The organism is Actinorhabdospora filicis (genome assembly GCF_030269765.1).
GTDB classification, from domain to species: Bacteria; Actinomycetota; Actinomycetes; order Mycobacteriales; family Micromonosporaceae; genus Actinorhabdospora; species Actinorhabdospora filicis.
In genome coordinates, this window is the sequence record NZ_BSTX01000005.1 from 134,403 (window position 1) to 150,943 (window position 16,541).

The 16,541-nt window shown below is 71.1% G+C and carries 17 protein-coding genes; 10 read left to right on the forward strand and 7 right to left on the reverse strand.

Annotated elements, in window-relative coordinates; genetic code table 11:
• Window positions 1-63: 63 nt before the first annotated feature.
• Window positions 64-1,605: an acyl-CoA carboxylase subunit beta gene (locus tag QSK10_RS29745; protein WP_285666675.1), complete on the forward strand. Its 1,542-nt coding sequence runs from the start codon at window positions 64-66 to the stop codon at window positions 1,603-1,605.
• Between the two features lie 14 nt (window positions 1,606-1,619).
• Window positions 1,620-2,768, forward strand: coding sequence for an acyl-CoA dehydrogenase family protein (locus QSK10_RS29750; protein ID WP_285666676.1), 1,149 nt, complete (start codon window positions 1,620-1,622; stop codon window positions 2,766-2,768).
• Window positions 2,769-2,829: 61 nt separating this feature from the next.
• On the opposite strand, the gene QSK10_RS29755 is transcribed toward QSK10_RS29750, so the two are convergent.
• A complete protein-coding gene (locus tag QSK10_RS29755) occupies window positions 2,830-3,585 on the reverse strand; it encodes a helix-turn-helix domain-containing protein (protein WP_285666677.1) in 756 nt (251 codons plus the stop codon).
• Window positions 3,586-3,648: 63 nt separating this feature from the next.
• On the opposite strand from QSK10_RS29755, the gene QSK10_RS29760 reads away from it, so the two are divergent.
• The gene (locus tag QSK10_RS29760; RefSeq protein ID WP_285666679.1) at window positions 3,649-4,323 is read left to right on the forward strand and encodes an SDR family oxidoreductase; all 675 of its coding nucleotides are present in this window, start codon (window positions 3,649-3,651) and stop codon (window positions 4,321-4,323) included.
• On the opposite strand, the gene QSK10_RS29765 is transcribed toward QSK10_RS29760, so the two are convergent.
• A complete protein-coding gene (locus QSK10_RS29765) occupies window positions 4,320-5,243 on the reverse strand; it encodes a rhomboid family intramembrane serine protease (RefSeq protein ID WP_285666680.1) in 924 nt (307 codons plus the stop codon). The genes QSK10_RS29760 and QSK10_RS29765 overlap by 4 nt on opposite strands.
• Window positions 5,243-5,770: a peptidylprolyl isomerase gene (locus tag QSK10_RS29770; RefSeq protein ID WP_285666685.1), complete on the reverse strand. Its 528-nt coding sequence runs from the start codon at window positions 5,768-5,770 to the stop codon at window positions 5,243-5,245. Before QSK10_RS29770 ends, QSK10_RS29765 begins: the two co-directional genes overlap by 1 nt.
• A 1,143-nt stretch (window positions 5,771-6,913) precedes the next feature.
• Here QSK10_RS29770 and QSK10_RS29775 point away from each other — a divergent pair.
• Window positions 6,914-7,405, forward strand: coding sequence for a hypothetical protein (locus tag QSK10_RS29775; RefSeq protein WP_285666686.1), 492 nt, complete (start codon window positions 6,914-6,916; stop codon window positions 7,403-7,405).
• A gap of 464 nt (window positions 7,406-7,869) precedes the next feature.
• A complete protein-coding gene (locus tag QSK10_RS29780) occupies window positions 7,870-8,250 on the forward strand; it encodes a YciI family protein (protein WP_285666899.1) in 381 nt (126 codons plus the stop codon).
• A gap of 295 nt (window positions 8,251-8,545) precedes the next feature.
• Here QSK10_RS29780 and QSK10_RS29785 read toward each other — a convergent pair whose 3' ends face one another.
• Window positions 8,546-9,376: an alpha/beta fold hydrolase gene (locus tag QSK10_RS29785; protein ID WP_285666687.1), complete on the reverse strand. Its 831-nt coding sequence runs from the start codon at window positions 9,374-9,376 to the stop codon at window positions 8,546-8,548.
• 168 nt (window positions 9,377-9,544) lie between these two features.
• Here QSK10_RS29785 and QSK10_RS29790 point away from each other — a divergent pair, with 168 nt between their 5' ends.
• Entirely contained in the window at window positions 9,545-10,384 is an 840-nt protein-coding gene (locus QSK10_RS29790) for a helix-turn-helix transcriptional regulator (RefSeq protein WP_285666900.1), read from the forward strand.
• Here the strand turns inward: QSK10_RS29790 and QSK10_RS29795 are convergent.
• Window positions 10,374-10,865 (reverse strand): hypothetical protein, encoded by a 492-nt coding sequence (locus tag QSK10_RS29795; protein ID WP_285666688.1) that lies wholly within the window; start codon window positions 10,863-10,865, stop codon window positions 10,374-10,376. The genes QSK10_RS29790 and QSK10_RS29795 overlap by 11 nt on opposite strands.
• 261 nt (window positions 10,866-11,126) lie before the next feature.
• On the opposite strand from QSK10_RS29795, the gene QSK10_RS29800 reads away from it, so the two are divergent.
• Window positions 11,127-11,687, forward strand: coding sequence for a hypothetical protein (locus QSK10_RS29800; RefSeq protein ID WP_285666689.1), 561 nt, complete (start codon window positions 11,127-11,129; stop codon window positions 11,685-11,687).
• Between the two features lie 402 nt (window positions 11,688-12,089).
• Here QSK10_RS29800 and QSK10_RS29805 read toward each other — a convergent pair whose 3' ends face one another.
• Window positions 12,090-13,190 carry an aminotransferase-like domain-containing protein gene (locus tag QSK10_RS29805; protein ID WP_285666690.1) on the reverse strand — a complete coding sequence of 367 codons (1,101 nt, stop codon included), beginning with the start codon at window positions 13,188-13,190 and terminating at the stop codon, window positions 12,090-12,092.
• 53 nt (window positions 13,191-13,243) lie between these two features.
• Between QSK10_RS29805 and QSK10_RS29810 the strand changes: the two genes are divergently transcribed.
• Both QSK10_RS29810 and QSK10_RS29815 read left to right on the forward strand, forming a co-directional pair.
• Complete coding sequence (locus QSK10_RS29810; RefSeq protein ID WP_285666691.1) at window positions 13,244-14,290, forward strand: serine hydrolase domain-containing protein; 1,047 nt, start codon at window positions 13,244-13,246, stop codon at window positions 14,288-14,290.
• On the forward strand, window positions 14,280-14,816 hold the full coding sequence (locus QSK10_RS29815) for a YbhB/YbcL family Raf kinase inhibitor-like protein (protein ID WP_285666692.1): 537 nt from the start codon (window positions 14,280-14,282) through the stop codon (window positions 14,814-14,816). The genes QSK10_RS29810 and QSK10_RS29815 overlap by 11 nt, the downstream gene beginning before the upstream one ends.
• Before the next feature lie 76 nt (window positions 14,817-14,892).
• On the opposite strand, the gene QSK10_RS29820 is transcribed toward QSK10_RS29815, so the two are convergent.
• Window positions 14,893-15,567: a type 1 glutamine amidotransferase domain-containing protein gene (locus tag QSK10_RS29820; RefSeq protein ID WP_285666693.1), complete on the reverse strand. Its 675-nt coding sequence runs from the start codon at window positions 15,565-15,567 to the stop codon at window positions 14,893-14,895.
• 70 nt (window positions 15,568-15,637) lie between these two features.
• On the opposite strand from QSK10_RS29820, the gene QSK10_RS29825 reads away from it, so the two are divergent.
• Window positions 15,638-16,462, forward strand: a complete 825-nt coding sequence (locus tag QSK10_RS29825) for a LysR family transcriptional regulator (RefSeq protein ID WP_285666694.1) — start codon at window positions 15,638-15,640, stop codon at window positions 16,460-16,462.
• Window positions 16,463-16,541 lie beyond the last annotated feature (79 nt).

A 16,541-nucleotide genomic window follows, 5' to 3' on the forward strand; every position in this document is an offset into this window, starting at 1 on the left:
CGACCTCAATCTCGGATAACCTAACGCTCGTTAAGGGACGTCTGAGCGCGATGAGGCGGCGGAATGAACCAGGAACGAGACCTCGACGAGCTGACCAAGGCCGTCAAATCCGGCGGCGCGGAGAAATACCACGCCGCGAACCGGGCCAAGGGCAAGCTGTTCGCCCGGGAGCGCATCGCGCTGCTGGTCGACGAGGGGTCCTTCGTCGAGGACGGGCTCTTCGCCAACGCGCTGGCCACCGGCCCCGACGGTGAGCCCTCGCTGCCCGCCGACGGCGTGGTGACCGGCACGGCGACCGTGGACGGGCGGCCGATCTGCGTCGCGGCCAACGACTCCACCGTCAAGGCGGGCTCGTGGGGCGCGCGGACGGTGGAGAAGCTGCTGCGGATCACCGAGAAGGCCTACGACACGCAGGTCCCCATGATCTACCTCGTGGACTCGGCGGGCGCGCGCATCACCGACCAGGTCGAGCTGTTCCCCGGCCGCCGCGGCGCCGGGCGCATCTTCTACAACCAGGTCCGCGCCTCGGGTTCCATCCCGCAGGTCTGCGCCCTGTTCGGGCCCAGTGCGGCCGGCGGCGCCTACATTCCCGCCTTCTGCGACATCGTCGCGATGGTCGACGGGAACGCGTCCATGTACCTGGGCTCCGACCGCATGGTCGAGATGGTCACCGGCGAGAAGACCACCCTCGAAGCCATGGGCGGCGCGAAGATGCACACCACCGAGTCGGGGGTGGGGCACTTCCTGTGCAAGACCGAGGCCGACGCGATCGAGGTCGTGCGCACTTACCTGTCCTATCTGCCGTCCAACCACGCCGGGCAGCCCCCGGTGAGCGAGGCGCGCGCGCCCGAGGACGCCGACCTGTCCGCGCTGGTCCCGGCCAACGAGCGGCAGGCCTTCGACATCCGCAAGTTCATCAAGGGCGTCGTGGACGAGGGCAGCTTCTTCGAGATCCAGGCCCGATGGGCCAAGGAGCTCACCGTCGGCTTCGCGCGCCTGGACGGCAAGCCGATCGGCATCGTGGCCAACAACTCCATGTTCAAGGGCGGCGTCCTGTTCGTGGACTCCGCCGACAAGGCCGCGCGCTTCGTGCAGACCTGCGACGCGTTCAACGTGCCCCTGCTGTTCCTCGCCGACGTGCCAGGCTTCATGGTCGGCACCGCCGTGGAGAAGCAGGGCATCATCCGCCACGGCGCCAAGATGATCAGCGCGATCTCCGAGGCCACCGTCCCGAAGATGTGCGTCGTCGTCCGCAAGGCCTACGGCGCTGGCCTGTACGCGATGGCCGGACCCGGTTTCGGCCCGGACGCCACCATCGCGCTGCCCACCGCGAAGATCGCCGTCATGGGCGCCGAGGCCGCCGTGAACGCCGTCTACGCCAAGAAGATCGCCGGCCTTCCCGAGGAGGAGCGCGAGGGCTTCATCACCGCCAAGCGCGCCGAGTACGAGAAGGACATCGACATCACCCACCTGGCCGCCGAGCTGGTCGTCGACACGATCATCGACGCCGAGCGCCTGCGTCCCGAGCTGATCGCCCGGTACGCCGCCGCGGCGACCAAGGACCGCACTTTCTCCCGCCGCCGCCACGGCATCACCCCCGTCTAGAGAGGGCGACCATCATGCACTTCGGACTGTCCGAGGAGTACTCCCAGCTTCGGGAGACCGTGCGGGCCTTCGCCCAGGACAAGGTCGCCCCGGTCATCGGCGAGTACTACGAGAATCGCCAGTTCCCCTACGAGCTCATCAAGCAGATGGGCGACATGGGCCTGTTCGGGCTGCCGTTCTCCGAGGAGTACGGCGGCATGGGCGGCGACTACTTCGCGCTGTGCCTGGTGCTGGAGGAGCTGGCGCGCGTCGACTCCTCCGTCGCCATCACCCTGGAGGCCGCCGTCTCCCTGGGCGCGATGCCGATCTACCGCTTCGGAACCGAGGAGCAGAAGGCCACGTGGCTGCCGCGCCTCTGCCGGGGCGAGGCCCTGGCTGCCTTCGGGCTCACCGAGCCCGGCGGCGGCTCCGATGCCGGTGCCACCAAGACCAAGGCCGTCGTCGACGGTGACGAGTGGGTGATCAACGGGTCCAAGTGCTTCATCACCAACGCCGGCACCGACATCACCGACTTCGTGACCGTCACCGCCGTCACCGGCACCACCCCCAAGGGCGGACCGGAGATCTCCTCGATCATCGTCCCGCGCGGCACGCCCGGCTTCACCGTCGCCGAGGAGTACTCGAAGGTCGGCTGGCTGGCCTCCGACACCCGCGAGCTGTTCTTCGACGACGTGCGCGTCCCGCTGGCCAACCTCGTCGGTGAGCGCGGCCGGGGCTACGCGCAGTTCCTGCGGATCCTGGACGAGGGCCGCATTGCCATCGCGGCCCTGTCGGTCGGGTTGGCGCAGGGTTGCGTGGACGAGTCGGTCAAGTACTCCCGGCAGCGCGAGGCCTTCGGGCGTCCGATCGGTGAGAACCAGGCGATCCAGTTCATGATCGCCGACATGGAGACGCGTGCGCACATGTCGCGCCTGGGCTATTACGACGCGGCCAGGCGGATGCTGGCCGGTGAGCCGTTCAAGCGGCAGGCGGCGATCGCGAAGCTGTACGCGTCGGAATCGGCGGTGGACAACGCGCGTGCGGCCACGCAGATCCACGGCGGCTACGGATTCATGAACGAGACGCCGGTGGCCCGCATGTGGCGTGACTCGAAGATCCTGGAGATCGGTGAGGGAACGTCGGAAGTGCAGCGCATGATCATCGCGCGTGATCTGGGGTTCTAGGTCGGGTTGCCGGGATTAACGATCTCCGGGCCGCGGGGTTACGCGGCCCGGTTTTCGCCCTTCAGTCCTCGGCCGGCTGGTAGATGACCAGCCGGTCGCCCCCTCCGGGGAGGGTGAGCGACTGGGAGACCAGGCGCAGCTCACCGTCCTCGGGGTGGTGGAAGGTCTTCACGCGGCTGTTCCAGGCGCGGACCTCGTAGCGCCGCCAGAGCTCGGCGAACTCGGTGACCTCGGACAGTTCGGCGACCAGGGCGGCGACGTCCGGCGCCTGCGGCTCCTGGGTGCGCAGGTGGGCGACATTGTCGGCGGCCGAGTGCGCCCAGTCGGCCAGGACCTCGCGGGCGGCGGGGTGGGTGAAGATCCAGCGCACGGAGTTCCAGCGTTCGCGCGGCCAGTCGTCCAGACCGCGCATGAGGCGCAGGCCCTCGGGGTTGACCGCGAGGACGTCGGCGACCCGGTTCAGGACGTAAGCGGGGTTGGGGCGGACGGTCTCGACCAGGCGCACGACGGTGTCGGGCACGCCCTCGCGGGCCTCTGGCGCGGCCAGCGGCGGGCGGGCGAGGGCGTCGAGGTGCGCGGCCGACTCGGCGTCCATCTGGAGCGCGGTGGCCAGGGCGCGCAGGACCTGTGGGGAGGGCCCGGTCTCGCGGCCCTGCTCCAGGCGCGTGTAGTAGTCGACGCTCACTCCGGCGAGGGCGGCGAGTTCCTCGCGGCGCAGCCCGGGCGTCCGGCGGCGGGTGCCCCTGGGCAGGCCGACGTCGGCGGGGGACAGGGCGGCGCGTCGCGCGCGCAGGAACGTCCCGAGTGCGTTGCTCACCCGTCCCAGCCTAGGTGCGGCGCGGCCTGGTTAACGGCGGCGATCGGCCGCAGGATCGTGGGCATGACCACCTTGATCATCGGCGGGACCACCGGCATCGGCCGGGCTCTCGCATCGGCGCTGCTCGCCGAGGGCTCGCCCGTCATCGCGGCGAGCCGCGACCCCCGCGAACTGCCCGGGGCGCGCCTGGAATCCTTCGACGTAACCTCGGCGGATTCCGTTCGTTCTATGTTCGACAGGATCGGGACGGTTTCGCACATCGTCACCACCGCCGTACGCGTGGACGGGGCCTACGCGCCAGTGGCCGCGGTGACTCCGGACGACGTCGAGCGCGCGTTCGGGCCGAAGGTGCTGGGACCGTTGCTGTTGGCGCGGTACGCGCCGCCCGGGCTGGAATCCATGACCATCACCGGTGGTTTCAACGCGCGGCGGCCCGCACCCGGCGGGTCCGTCATCGCCGCCGCGAACGGGGCGATCGAGGCGCTGGTGCGCGCACTGGCGATCGAGCTGGCGCCCGTCCGGGTCAACTGCCTGTCGCCCGGCTGGGTCGACACCGACATCTGGGACAGCCTGGCGGGGGACGCCCGGGGCGAGCGTCTGGACGCGATGGGCGCGCGGCTGCCCGTCGGGCGGGTGGCCTCGGCGTCGGATCTGGCCCCGGCCTACCTGACGCTGATGCGCAACCCGCACATCACCGGCACCACACTCTTCGCCGATGGAGGGCAGCGATTGGTCTAACCGAACAGCTCCGGATGTATCTCCAGATAGTTCGTGCGCATCACGACCAGGACGGCGAGTACCGCCAGGACCAGCACGAACGTGCCCACCTGCACCGGGATCCGGTACTTGCGCGGGGCGTAGGCGATGCCGAGGGCCAGCAGCGCGCCGGTCACCAGCCCGCCCAGGTGCCCGGCGATGCTGATCCCGGACACGCTGAAACTGAAGATCACGTTGATGGCGATGATGGCGATGACGCCCTGCAACTCGCGGCCGAGCCTGCGGTTGACGAAGACCAGGGCGCCGAACAGGCCGAAGATCGCGCCGGACGCGCCGACGGTGACGCTGCGCGGGTCGCTGAACAGGTACACCGCGACCGCGCCGCCCAGGCCGGACACGAGGTACAGCGCGGCGAAGCGCACGTGCCCGATCGTCCGTTCCATGCCACGCCCGACGAACCAGAGCGCGAACATGTTCATGAGGAGGTGCAGCACGCCGTAGTGCACGAAACCCGAGGTCAGCAGCCGGTACCAGCCGCCGTCCATGACGCCGGTGTAGAGCTGCCCGTCCTGGGTGAAGCTCGGGGCGATGACTCCGCCCCACAACTGCGCCGGCGAGTAACCCGACCCGCCGCCGATGCCGAACCCGCCCAGCGAGCGGCCCTTGGTGAGCACCGCGTCCAGCAGGAACACGGCCACGTTGATCGCGACGAGCGCGTAGGTGACGTACTCACGGCGTCCGACGACACCGCCACCGAAGTGGCCCTTCGTCTGCCGGACCGTCCGCCTGCCTTCGGCCACGCACTCCGGGCACTGGAACCCGACGGCGGCCTCATGCATGCAATTAGGGCAGATCGGGCGCCCGCAGCGCGTGCAGCGGACATACGTCTCACGTTGCGGGTGGCGATAACAGGTCGCCGCCCCGATCTGCCCTGCGTCCATTAACGCTTGATGGTAACGCGCTCGATCACGATGTCGGTGCCTGGACGATCGCCGGGGCCCGTCTGCGTGGTCGCGATCTTGTCGACGACGGCCTTCGACTCCTCGTCGGCGACCTCGCCGAAGATGGTGTGCTTGCCGTTCAGCCAGTTCGGGGCCGTCACCGTGATGAAGAACTGGGACCCGTTGGTGCCCTGGCCCATCTGGATGCCCGCGTTGGCCATGGCCAGCTGGTACTTCTTGGTGAACTGGAGCTCCGGGTGGATCTCGTCGTTGAACGTGTAACCCGGGCCGCCCCGCCCGGTGCCCGTCGGGTCGCCGCCCTGGATCATGAAACCGTCGATGACCCGGTGGAAGATGACGCCGTCGTAGTACGGGCCCTCGCCCTTCTCGCCCGTCCGCGGGTCGATGTACTCACGGGTGCCCTCGGCGAGCTCCACGAAGTTCTTCACCGTCTTCGGCGCGTGGTTGTCGAAGAGGCTCAGGTTGATGTCGCCGACGTTCGTGTGCAGTGTCGCGGTGGTGGTCATGCGGCCATTTTGCCATGGGGACCGAAAAGAGGTCCGGCGACGAGAGGTGGGACACCCGGATCCCCGGGCCCGGCGTGGCATTCGACGGGCTGCTCGGGCGGCATTTCGGCGGGCCACCGAGCGGGGATTTTGCAGATGGGCTCGATAGGGCACTCGCTGAGAAGCTCGCCAGGGCGCGGCCGGCGCGATGCGGGCCGACACGCTCGCTGGGCGGCGCACGGATGGCGATGGGCGCGCGGGCTCCGGCCGGTGCCGTGCCTCGTCCTCACTGCCGTGCGTCGCCGGACGTCCGCCCACAGGTTCCGCCGGACGGCCGCCGCCATCTCGCGGTGGCGCGCCGTCCTGGCCACGGCGCGTCCTTCGCTGCCGCGGGCGACTTTCGTCCCGCAGGATCGGCCGCCATCATCCCGCGGAGGCACGCCGCCCTCTCCGCTGCTCGTCGTCCGGTGCCGCGGGCGACCTTTCGGGTCCCGTCGGCTCGGCCGCCGCCGTCCAGGCGAAGCAGGCGGCGCGTACGTCCGGGGCGAGCGCGCGACCCGCGCTGCCGCGTCCCCCAGGGCGCTCGGTCCTCACCGCTGTGTGCCGCGAGGCGTCTGGCCGGGTCCCACCGGCCCCATTTACCCGACGCGGCAGCTTTTGTCTCTCGTCCCGCGTATCGCCGACTGTCCGGCTTCCCGTTCACGGCCCCGGACTCCACACCCGCCCGGCAAGACTCGCCGCCAAGACCGTGCGTCGTGCCGGTCACGCGGCGGCCCGTCCTCGCCGCCGTCTCTTCCATCCGCTTCGTGCCACCGGGCTGACCCGGCCCGGGCGTCGCCTGGTCCGCCCGGCCGTTTCGCGTGCTGGACCTCCGTCCACCGCCTCATCTTTCGAGCCCCGGCCGCCCGCCTCGCAGGCCGTCCACACCGCCCGGGCCTCGGCCGACCGCATCCACACGCGTGCCGTCACACGTCCGTGACCTCGGTGTTCACCACTCCGCCCGGCCGCCATCGGCTCACTCCGCCGGGGGCCTTCCCGCGTCCACGCGCGTGCCCCACCGGGCGAATCGGGCAACGCGGCCGGGCAAAAGGTGCATGATGAGCAGGGCAGCTGGGTAAGGATGGGTCTAGGAGGTGGACAGCGGTGCCTTTTGGTAGAAATTCAGTGAAGAACCGTACACAGATCGTCCGCGACGAACTCGGCCAGAGCTTCGGACATTTCCGTACCGCGGCGACGCACGCCGCGCAGGGAGCCGCCGAGAAGATCGCCCCCCGCGTCGACAGCGCGATGGTCGCCGTCGGCCTGCGGCAGCGTCCCAAGCGCCGCCTCTGGCCTTGGATCGCCGGAGCCGTCGGCCTCGGCGCCGTCGCGGGCGTCACGGTCATCGCCCTGGTGAAACGCCGCCAGGGCCAGTGGGAGGACTACACGGCCACCGACGCCGTCGATGACCTCCAGGAAGCCGGATCCGACGCCGTCGACAAGGTCAAGGACGTCGCCGCCGACGCCAAGGACAAGGTCAAGGACCACGCCGCCAAAGCGCAGGACAAGGCCGCCGAACTCGCGAACAAGACCCGCGACAAGGCAGCCGACCTCGCCGACCGCGCGGCCGACAAGGTCCGCTCAGCCACACCCAGCGGCTACAACAGCACGCACTGACCACGCGTGACGACACCCCCGCGCCCCGGCCACGCCGGGGCGCGGGCTCTTTTGCACGGGGATCTCGCGGGGATGACCGGCGCTCATGTCTCGCCCGGTCCATGCTGACGAGCTGGAAGAGATCCCGTTCCGCGCTCGCCTCTGCGCGCAGGGAGCACCCCAACCGGGCCCGAGGTCGTCCGGAAATGAGGGTCCGTCGACGTACTCGTCACCGCAGGTGGCCCACCCTCGTGGCCTCGGTACGTCCACCCGGCGCTCGCGCTCCACCCCGGTCGGCCGCGACCCATCAGTCCGTCGCCCGGGCACCCTGCGGTGACCCGGATCCTGCATGCCACATCCGGATTCCACCGGCGACATCGTGGCCATCGCGTCGAGAATCATCCGGGGACCGTGTCGAAACCGCCGCCCCCGCGCCGACGTCTCACCCGAAGCGCGAACCGAGCAGGAGGAACCCCGTGAAGTACATGCTGCTGATGCAGGCCACCCGCGAGGAGATCGAGTCGATGTCGGAGTGGCCCGCCACGGCCGTCCGGGCCCACGTCGACTTCATGACGGCGCTGCCGAAGGTCCTCTTCCGCGACGGCGAGATCGTCGACATGCAAGGCCTCGGCGGCCCCGGCGAAACGTTCGTCGTGCGCGCCTCCCCGACCGGCGAACCCATCGTCACCGACGGGCCGTTCCCCGAGACGAAGGAGTTCCTCGCCGGCTACTGGCTCGTCGACGTGGAGAGCACCGACCGCGTCCGGGAGATCGCCGCGTTCATCTCGGCCGCGCCCGGACCCGACGGGAAGCCCATGAACTTCCCGCTGCACGTCCAGCCGATCGGCCAGGCGCCGGAGGTCTGAGGTCCGCTCAGAAGCATGGGCGGATGGTCGTGGTGGACGTCCGGGGCCGGTGGGCGAATCGCGGCCGCACCTGACCTGGGCCGCCGTCGTCCGACGCCGATGCCGACGCCGACGTCACCCGCCACCGGCACCCGGAGGGGTCGGCTCCCACCGGCTCCCGGAGGGGTCGGCCGGGTCGGGTCGGTGCACTTCGACGTGACGGTGAGTCTTCTCTTCCTTTCCCCTATGCCCGCCCGCCGCCACCACCTCCAAAAAACCATCCACATGCGGTCACGTGGCACGACCGCGTGAGGCATCACCGCCGGATGAACTCGCCCACGACGTCGGCGAACTCCTCCGGGCGCTCGAAGAACATCACGTGCCCGGCGTCCAGCTCGGCGTACTCGCTGCCCGCGATGGCCTCGTGCAGCGCGCGGCTGTGCTGGACCGGGACCGTGAAGTCCTGCGTCGCGCCGATCACCAGGGTCGGCGCGGCGACCAGCGGCAGGTCCTCGCGGATGTCGACCGACAGGTCCGCCTCCACGTGCCGCAGCGTCCCCTCGGTCGGCGGGAGGTTCGGCACCAGGGCCTCCACGCCGTCCCGGCCGATGGAGTTCAGGAAGCCGCCGCTGAACCCGGTGATCGTGATCAGCCGCCCGAACGCGTCCTCCTGGCCGGGAGTCCGCCCCAGTGACCGCCACAGGCCGAAACCGTTCCGCAGGTACTCGTCGCCCTCGGTGTGGGCCCACCCGGCGACCACGATCAGGCGGCGGACCAGGTCGGGCCGCAGGGCCGCGACCTTCACCACGACCGTCGCGCCCAACGAGAAACCGAGCAGGTCCACCGGACCCCGCGCGGCCGCCTCGATCACCGCGATCACCTGCAGCGCCAGGACCTCCACGGACAGCACGCCACCGTCGTCGGCGGTCTTGTCGGTGCCCGACAGGTCCGGCAGGACCACCGGACGGTCACCCGCGAACAACGGGGCGGTCTGGCCCCAGTTCACCGCGGCCCCCGCCGAGCCGGTGCCGTGCACCATCACCAGCGCCGGACTCGCCGCACCCTCCTTCCCGGCGCCCTCGACCGCGCCGCTCGCTCCGACGACCTCGTAGTGGACCTTCGCCGCCCCAACCGGCACGTACGCCATGACCCGCTCCACATCGCTCACGCCGACCGGCATCTCCGGTCGCCGTGGACGACACTGCCGCCCCGCCGGGACGGCCACAATCGGAGCGCTTCGCCCCGGATCGGCCAACCAGGGATCGCCGATCCCTGGTTGACCGGCGGTGACGCGGGCATGATCGTCGCCATGAGCATGGACCGCCGCGAACTCGCCGACTTCCTCCGCCGCTCGCGCGAGCGCCTGGTGCCCGCCGAGGTCGGACTCACGGCCGGGCCCCGCCGCCGGACGCCCGGGCTGCGCCGCGAAGAGGTCGCCCAGCTCGCCGGCATGTCCGCCGACTACTACGTGCGGCTGGAGCAGGCTCGCAGCCCGCAGCCCTCCACGCAGATGCTGGCCGCCCTGGCCCGGGCCCTACGACTCGGCGATGACGAACGTGACCACCTGTACCTCCTCTCCGGACACCGGCCGCCCGCCGGGCGGCTCGCCGGGGAGCACGTGCGCCCCGGCCTGCTCTACCTGCTCGACCGGCTCGCCGAGACCCCCGCGCAGATCCTGAGTGACCTCGGCGACGTCCTCGCCCAGAACGCCATGGCCCGCAGCCTGCTCGGCGGGGTGTGCACCGTCTCCGAGTACGGCCGCAACGTGGTGTGGCGCTGGTTCACCGACCTCGACCAGCGGCACGCCTACCCCGAGGAGGAGCACGAGCACCTCGGCCGCGTGCACGTCGCCGACCTGCGGGCCGCCGTCGCGCGCCGGGGCAACGACGCCGCCTCCGCGCGGCTCGTCTCCCGTCTCCACGAGGCCAGCCCCGAGTTCACCCGCCTGTGGGAACTCCACGAGGTCGGTGTGCGCCGCCACAGCCGGATGCGGGTGCGGCACGAGTCCGTCGGTCTCCTCGAACTCGACTGCGAAGTGCTGTTCGCGCCCGAAGAGGACCAGCGGATCATCATGTTCACCGCGCCGCCCGGCAGCCCCGACCTCGACCGGCTCGCGCTGCTGCGCGTCGTCGGCGACGAGGTCTTCACGGGCTGACGTACATCGCGCCCACCCCCTCCAGGGGCATCAGGCCCTCGGCGGCCAGCCCCGCCGAGCCCAGGCGGGAGCGGATCGCGTCCGGACGCCGCCCGAACGCCCTGGCCAGCTCGCCGATCGTCTGGCCGCCCCGGACCCGCGCGAACAGTTCGGCCTCCTCTTCGAGCGTCCACGACGCTCCCTCGACGGGATAGAGCACCTGCTCGGTCGCCGCCTCGCGCGTCTCCTCGGCCAGGGCCGACAGGACCTCGCGCAGCATCCGGGTCAGGAACGAGCCCACCGACGCCAGGTCGGCCGCCGCGACCTCGCCGGTCACGCGCGTGCCGGGTGGCTCGCCGGGCGTCATGCCGTTGAGTTCGATCGTGTAGCGGCCGGGCGCGGTGCGCCGGGCGGCGAAGTCCAGGACGCGCTGACCGACGTGGATCTGGCGGCAGACGGTGCCGCGCGATCGGCGGACGGGAGCACAGGTCGACCCGGTCATTTCGGCCTCCTTGGGGCGAATGCGAGTTGGTGACGTGAGCCAACCATGAGACCGGGATGGGTGCAAACAGGTGCTTTGGGGGCCTGTGGATTACTGGTCGGTTGTGGATAACTTTTGGACGACTTAGGCGTGAAGCTCCAAAAAGTTATCCACAACCGGTGAGTTATCCACAGGTGTACCGACATGTCGTTTGTGTTTTCGGGCGAACCGGTGTCTTCTGGACCACCGGCCGCGATCGGCGGCCCACCGGAAGGAGCCGACATGTCGTCCACCTCGTTCACACCCCTGCTGGAGAAGCCGCCGCAGATCTCCTTCACCGCCGACCGGGCGCCCGAGGAGGCCCTCGCCTACCAGGAGACCGTCGCGATCGGCCCGAACACCTACGACCTCACCGCCACCGCCACCGGAGACGTCTACGAACTCGACGTGAACGGCTGCGACAAGGACGGCATGGTCGTGGCCCGGGTGACCGGCCGGATCCCCGCCGCCGAGCTCACCCGCGTCACCAGGGCGCTCAACCGGCTCGCCGCCGACATACGGGAGAGACGGGAGAACGCCGGAATGCGCGCCGACTGGCTCCAGTACCCCAACAAGGGCGCGCCCTGGACCGTCGAGGACGAACGCGAGCTCACCGACCGCTTCCGCGCCGGGGAGGAGATCGACCACATCGCCGGCGACCTCGGACGCTCGCCCGGCTCCCTGAGAGCCCGGCTGCTCCTGCTCGGCGTGGTGCCCAAGAACTTCTGGGAGTCGCGCTACCGCTGGAGCTCCACGGGGGTGCCGGGGGAGCGGGCGGACAGAGGCGCGGCCAGGGCTCCGTGACGGACGGGCCCCGGGCGTGAGCGGGCCGACGGCGCGCGCTCGCCGGTGAACCTCACGCCGCCCCCGGCGTCCGGACCGCGGGTCGCGGGCCGCACGCGGGCATAAAAGTGGCGCCGGGTGGAAAGTCGGCACGTCGCGGGGGGAGTCGACGTACCAGTCCACCCGGCGCCACATGGGGGGGCGGGGGGTTGGTCTGTGGACGGTTTCGACAACCTCGGTTGCGCCGGGTCGTCGTGTGCCATCGGAAGCGATTGTTAACCGCGGCACCTCGGCTTCGGAATGGGTAATCCCTGGCGGACAACCGCCATGGCGCATATACGACACCGAGTGTGCACGGCCTGCTCAGTGAACGGGTACTAACCGTTAAGGCCGGCCCGTCTTTCGGCCGTCCGCAGTGGACGGTCAACGCAGAGAGTGCACCGCTTCGGCGAGGCGGCGGACCCCTTCGTCGATGTCCTCTGCCCGGACGGCCGAGTAGGCCAGGCGCAGCGAACCCTGCCCGCCTTCGAGGAGGAAGTCGGTGCCCTTGACCACGGCGACGTGGCGTGCCGCGGCGGCGTGCAGGAGGGCGTCGACGTCGATGTCCTCACCCAGCTCGACCCACAGGAAGTAGCCGCCGTCGGGGACGGTGAACTTCGCCTCCGGCAGATGCTTGCGCAGCGCGGCGGCGAGGGCGTCGGCGCGCTCGTTCAGGGCGTGCCGGACGGTCTTCACCGAGTTCTCCAGGGCGCCGGAGACGGCGAACTGGTGCACGATCGCCTGGGCGACCATGTTCGGCGCGATGTAGGTGTTCGTCGCGGCCTTGCAGATCTGCGAGATCAGGCCGGACGGGCCCACGAGGTAGCCGACGCGGACGCCGGGGCACACCGTCTTGGAGAAGGAGGACGCGTAGACGACATTGCCCTTGCCGCCGTCCATGTCCAGCAGGCGCGGCATCGACTCGCCGCGGAAGCGGACATCGTGGTACGGGTCGTCCTCGAAGATGATGAAGCCGTACTGCTCGGCCAGCGCGAGCAGCTCCTGGCGCTTCGGCATCGACAGGGTGACCCCGGCCGGGTTCTGGAAGTTCGGGATGATGTGCGCGATCGCGGGCCGGACGCCCGACTCCAGCAGGGCGCGCAGCTCGGCGACGTCCAGGCCGTCCTCGTCGAGGGTGATCGGGTGCAGCTGACCGCGCCGCTCCCGCAGGCCCAGGAGGGTCCGGTCGTAGGTGGGCCGCTCCACGATGACGGGCGTGTCGGCCTTCACGAGCTGGTCGAACAGGAACGCGTCGGCCTGCATCGAGCCGTTGGTGACCATGACCTGGTCGACGTGCACGCCGTGCTTCTTGGCGATCCACTCGCGCAGCGGGACATAGCCCACCGAGGTGCCGTAGCCGGTGACGCCGGCCGGGTCGCTGTCGAAGGCGGCGAGCGCGGCGGCCTTCAGGCCCTCGACGTCGACGATGTCGAGGGAGGGCGCGCCGCGGGCGAAGGAGACGGGTTTGGTGTCGGCAACTGACATGGGCAAATCGTACGGCCATCGTCGCAGGCCACCGCCGGTCGTACGCTGTTCGGGTGAGCCAGGACGCGAGTGGACTTCCGCAGGTCATCGAGGGTGCGGTACCGGAGGTTGCGGCGGCCGCGGTGGCCATCGTCTCCCTGGGCGGCGAGATCGTTTCCCAGGTGGTGAGAGGAGAGCTGGTCCGTTACGCCGATGAGCTGGGCGGACTCGCCCCCGAGCGGCCCGCGGTGACCGCCGATTCGCTGTTCGATCTGGCGTCGCTGACCAAGCTGTACATGACCGTCCTGGCGCTGTCGCTGGTCGATGAGGGCCGTCTTACGCTGGACGAGCCGGTCGAGGCGTGGCTGCCCGAGTACGGGGACGGCGAGTGGGTGACGCTGCGGCAGTTGCTCACCCACACGTCCGGCCTGCCCGCCACCTACGAGCCGCGCGGCGCCGATCTCGCCGCGCGCTGGCGCTCGGTGATGTCGGTGGGGTTGCTGGACGCGCCGGGCACCGTCCACCGGTACTCGTGCGTGGGCTTCCAGATCGCCGGGCGCGTGGTCGAGGAGGCCGGTGGCGCCGGCCTGCCGACGCTGCTGCGCGACCGCGTCACCGGGCCGCTGGGCCTGTCCCGCACCGGCTACCTCCCCGGGGAGCCGGAGGTCACCGCCGCCACCGAGATCGGCACGCCCCTGGGCGTCGTCCACGACGAGGCGGCACGCGCGCTGGGCGGTGTCGCGGGCAACGCCGGGATCTTCGCGCCCGCCGGTGAGGTCCGGCGCTTCGCCGAGGCGCTGCGCGCCGGTGAGCTGCTCTCGCCGGAGTCGGCGCGGCTGATGCGCACCCCGCAGACGCTCGCCCCCGTCGAGGACGGCTGGGGGCAGGCCCTCGGCTGCCGGATCGGCGATCCCGGCTTCTGCGGTCCGCTCACCGAAGCATTCGGCCATACCGGCTTCACCGGAACGTCGATCTTGGTCGACGAGGAGCGTGAGGCCACCGCCGTTCTGCTGACCAATCGCGTCCATCCGGTGCGGACACGCTCGGAAGCGCGGGCGGTACGGTGTGCCGTGGCCCAAGTCATCGAAGCAATGTGGAGGGAAAGGCGCGATGGACCTTAAGCGCACGCGCGCACCGTGGCCGTACGACTTCCTGCCCCCGGTCGGGGCGTTCACCGTGACCTCGGCGGACGTGCGGGACGGCGAGATGCTCGCCGAGGAGTTCGCCTTCGGCGAGGGCTGCGGGAACCGGTCGCCACAGTTGTCCTGGAAGGGCTTCCCGAAGGAGACCAAGGGCTTCGCGGTCACCTGCTTCGACCCCGACGCCCCCACCGGGTCCGGCTGGTGGCACTGGGTTCTGCTCGGCATCCCCGCCGACGTGACCTCGCTCCCGCGCGGCGCGGGCAGCGAGGGCGGCGAGCTGCCGTCCGGCGCGTACCACGTCCGTAGCGACTACGGGAGCGACGAGTACGGCGGCGCGGCCCCGCCCGCCGGTGACCACCCGCACCGCTACCTGTTCGCGGTGCACGCGCTGGACACCGACGACCTCGGCCTCGCCGACGGCGACTACCCGCCCGCCGTGGCCGGGTTCAACCTGACCGCGCACACGATCGCCCGCGCGGTGATCACCCCGGTCTACCAGCGCTGAGCCGCGGTACCCACCAGAACGCCCCGGCCGCCCGCAGCGGCCGGGGCGGTTTCGTGTGCGCCGCCGGGAACCTCGCTCAGGCCGCCGGGCCGGTCAGGGCCGCCACGAGGGCTTCGGCGACGCCGGCCGCGGAGGCGGGGTTCTGGCCGGTGATCAGGCGGCCGTCGATCACCGTGTGCGGGGTGAAGGGCGGGGCCGGGACGTGGGTGGCTCCGCGGGCCGTGAGGGCGTCGGCGAGGAGGAACGGGACGACGCCGGTCAGGGCGACGGCGGACTCCTCGTCGTTGGTGAAGGCGGCGAGGCGCTTGCCGGCCACCAGGCGGGTGCCGTCCGAGAGGGTCACGCCGACGAGGGCGGCGGGGCCGTGGCAGACGGCGGCGACGTGGCCGCCGCGCTCCCAGATCTCGCGGGCGACGCGGGAGATGGCGGGGGCTTCGGGGAAGTCCCACATGGTGCCGTGGCCTCCGGCGAAGAAGACGGCGTCGTAGCCGGACGCGTCGACCTCCGACAGCGCCGGGGTGGCGGCCAGGCGGGCGGCCTCGGCTTCGAGGAAGCGGCGCTGGACCGGGTCGTCCGGGTCCTCGCCGTCGCGCGGGGGTTCGCCTCCGGCGACGCTGGCGAGATCGACCTCGACGCCCGCGCCGGTCAGCGCGGCCCAGGGCTCGGCGGCCTCCGAGACGTAGAAGCCGGTCCGGCGGCCGGTGCCGCCCAGGTCGGCGTGGCTGGTGAGAACGATCAGAGCGCGTGTCATGCCGACGATCATCGACCCGCGAAGGTATTGGCGACCAATAGAACAGGGCAGACCTGGTATCAAGAAACCGATGTCTCTCCCACTCGATCTCCTGCGCACCTTCCTCGCCGTGCACCGCTCGGGTTCGGCGACCCACGCCGCCGGGCCGCTCGGGCTCTCCCAGCCCGCGGTCACCGCGCAGATCAAGGCGCTCGAAACCCGGATCGGGCGGCCGCTGTTCACGCGCGGGCCGCGCGGGATGATCCCCACGCCCGCCGCCGATGACCTCGCGGCACGGATCGCCGGGCCCATCGACGCACTGGAGGCCGTCGCCGAACCCGGCGCGCCCGTCGTCCACATCGGCGGCCCCGCCGAGCTCATGTGCGAGCGGGTGCTCCCGGCGCTGGCGCCCCTCGTGCGCGACGGACTGCGCGTCCGCGCGGTCTTCGGGCTGCCCGACGACCTCATCGCGCGGCTCACCGGCGGGGCCCTCGACCTGGCCATCGCCACCGTGCGCCCCCGGCGGATCCCGGCCGAACCCCTCTTCGACGAGGAGTTCGTCCTCGTCGGAGCGCCCGGGCACACCGCCGCCGACATCGACACCGCGCCGCTCATCGCCTACGCCGAGAACCAGCCGATCCTGCGCCGCTACTGGCGCAGCGTCTTCGACACCCGCCTCAACCGCCCGCCCGCCGTCGTCGTCCCCGACCTGCGCGGAGTCCTCGCCGCCACCGTCGCCGGCGCCGGGATCACCGTCCTCCCCCGGTACCTCTGCCTCGCCGAACTCGCCGACGGGCGCCTCCACGCCCTCCTCGAACCCGCGATACCGCCCCTGAACACCGTCTTCATCGCCGCCCGCCCCGGCCGCGCCGACCCCGTCCGGGGCCACCTGCGCGCCGCCGCGCGATCATGGTGAAACATCATGGCGCGCTCCGGTCACATCGACCGGACCCCATCCGTCAGAACCATGACGGACCCGGCCGGAGGAATGTGAC

Bases quoted from the DNA above. Each gene is read 5' to 3' on its own strand.
- QSK10_RS29745 (WP_285666675.1), top strand. From the start codon at position 64: ATGAACCAGGAACGAGACCTCGACGAGCTGACCAAGGCCGTCAAATCC.
- QSK10_RS29750 (WP_285666676.1), top strand. From the start codon at position 1,620: ATGCACTTCGGACTGTCCGAGGAGTACTCCCAGCTTCGGGAGACCGTG.
- QSK10_RS29760 (WP_285666679.1), top strand. From the start codon at position 3,649: ATGACCACCTTGATCATCGGCGGGACCACCGGCATCGGCCGGGCTCTC.
- QSK10_RS29765 (WP_285666680.1), bottom strand. From the start codon at position 5,243: ATGGACGCAGGGCAGATCGGGGCGGCGACCTGTTATCGCCACCCGCAA.
- QSK10_RS29770 (WP_285666685.1), bottom strand. From the start codon at position 5,770: ATGACCACCACCGCGACACTGCACACGAACGTCGGCGACATCAACCTG.
- QSK10_RS29780 (WP_285666899.1), top strand. From the start codon at position 7,870: ATGCTGCTGATGCAGGCCACCCGCGAGGAGATCGAGTCGATGTCGGAG.
- QSK10_RS29785 (WP_285666687.1), bottom strand. From the start codon at position 9,376: ATGGCGTACGTGCCGGTTGGGGCGGCGAAGGTCCACTACGAGGTCGTC.
- QSK10_RS29790 (WP_285666900.1), top strand. From the start codon at position 9,545: ATGGACCGCCGCGAACTCGCCGACTTCCTCCGCCGCTCGCGCGAGCGC.
- QSK10_RS29795 (WP_285666688.1), bottom strand. From the start codon at position 10,865: ATGACCGGGTCGACCTGTGCTCCCGTCCGCCGATCGCGCGGCACCGTC.
- QSK10_RS29800 (WP_285666689.1), top strand. From the start codon at position 11,127: ATGTCGTCCACCTCGTTCACACCCCTGCTGGAGAAGCCGCCGCAGATC.
- QSK10_RS29805 (WP_285666690.1), bottom strand. From the start codon at position 13,190: ATGTCAGTTGCCGACACCAAACCCGTCTCCTTCGCCCGCGGCGCGCCC.
- QSK10_RS29815 (WP_285666692.1), top strand. From the start codon at position 14,280: ATGGACCTTAAGCGCACGCGCGCACCGTGGCCGTACGACTTCCTGCCC.
- QSK10_RS29820 (WP_285666693.1), bottom strand. From the start codon at position 15,567: ATGACACGCGCTCTGATCGTTCTCACCAGCCACGCCGACCTGGGCGGC.
- QSK10_RS29825 (WP_285666694.1), top strand. From the start codon at position 15,638: ATGTCTCTCCCACTCGATCTCCTGCGCACCTTCCTCGCCGTGCACCGC.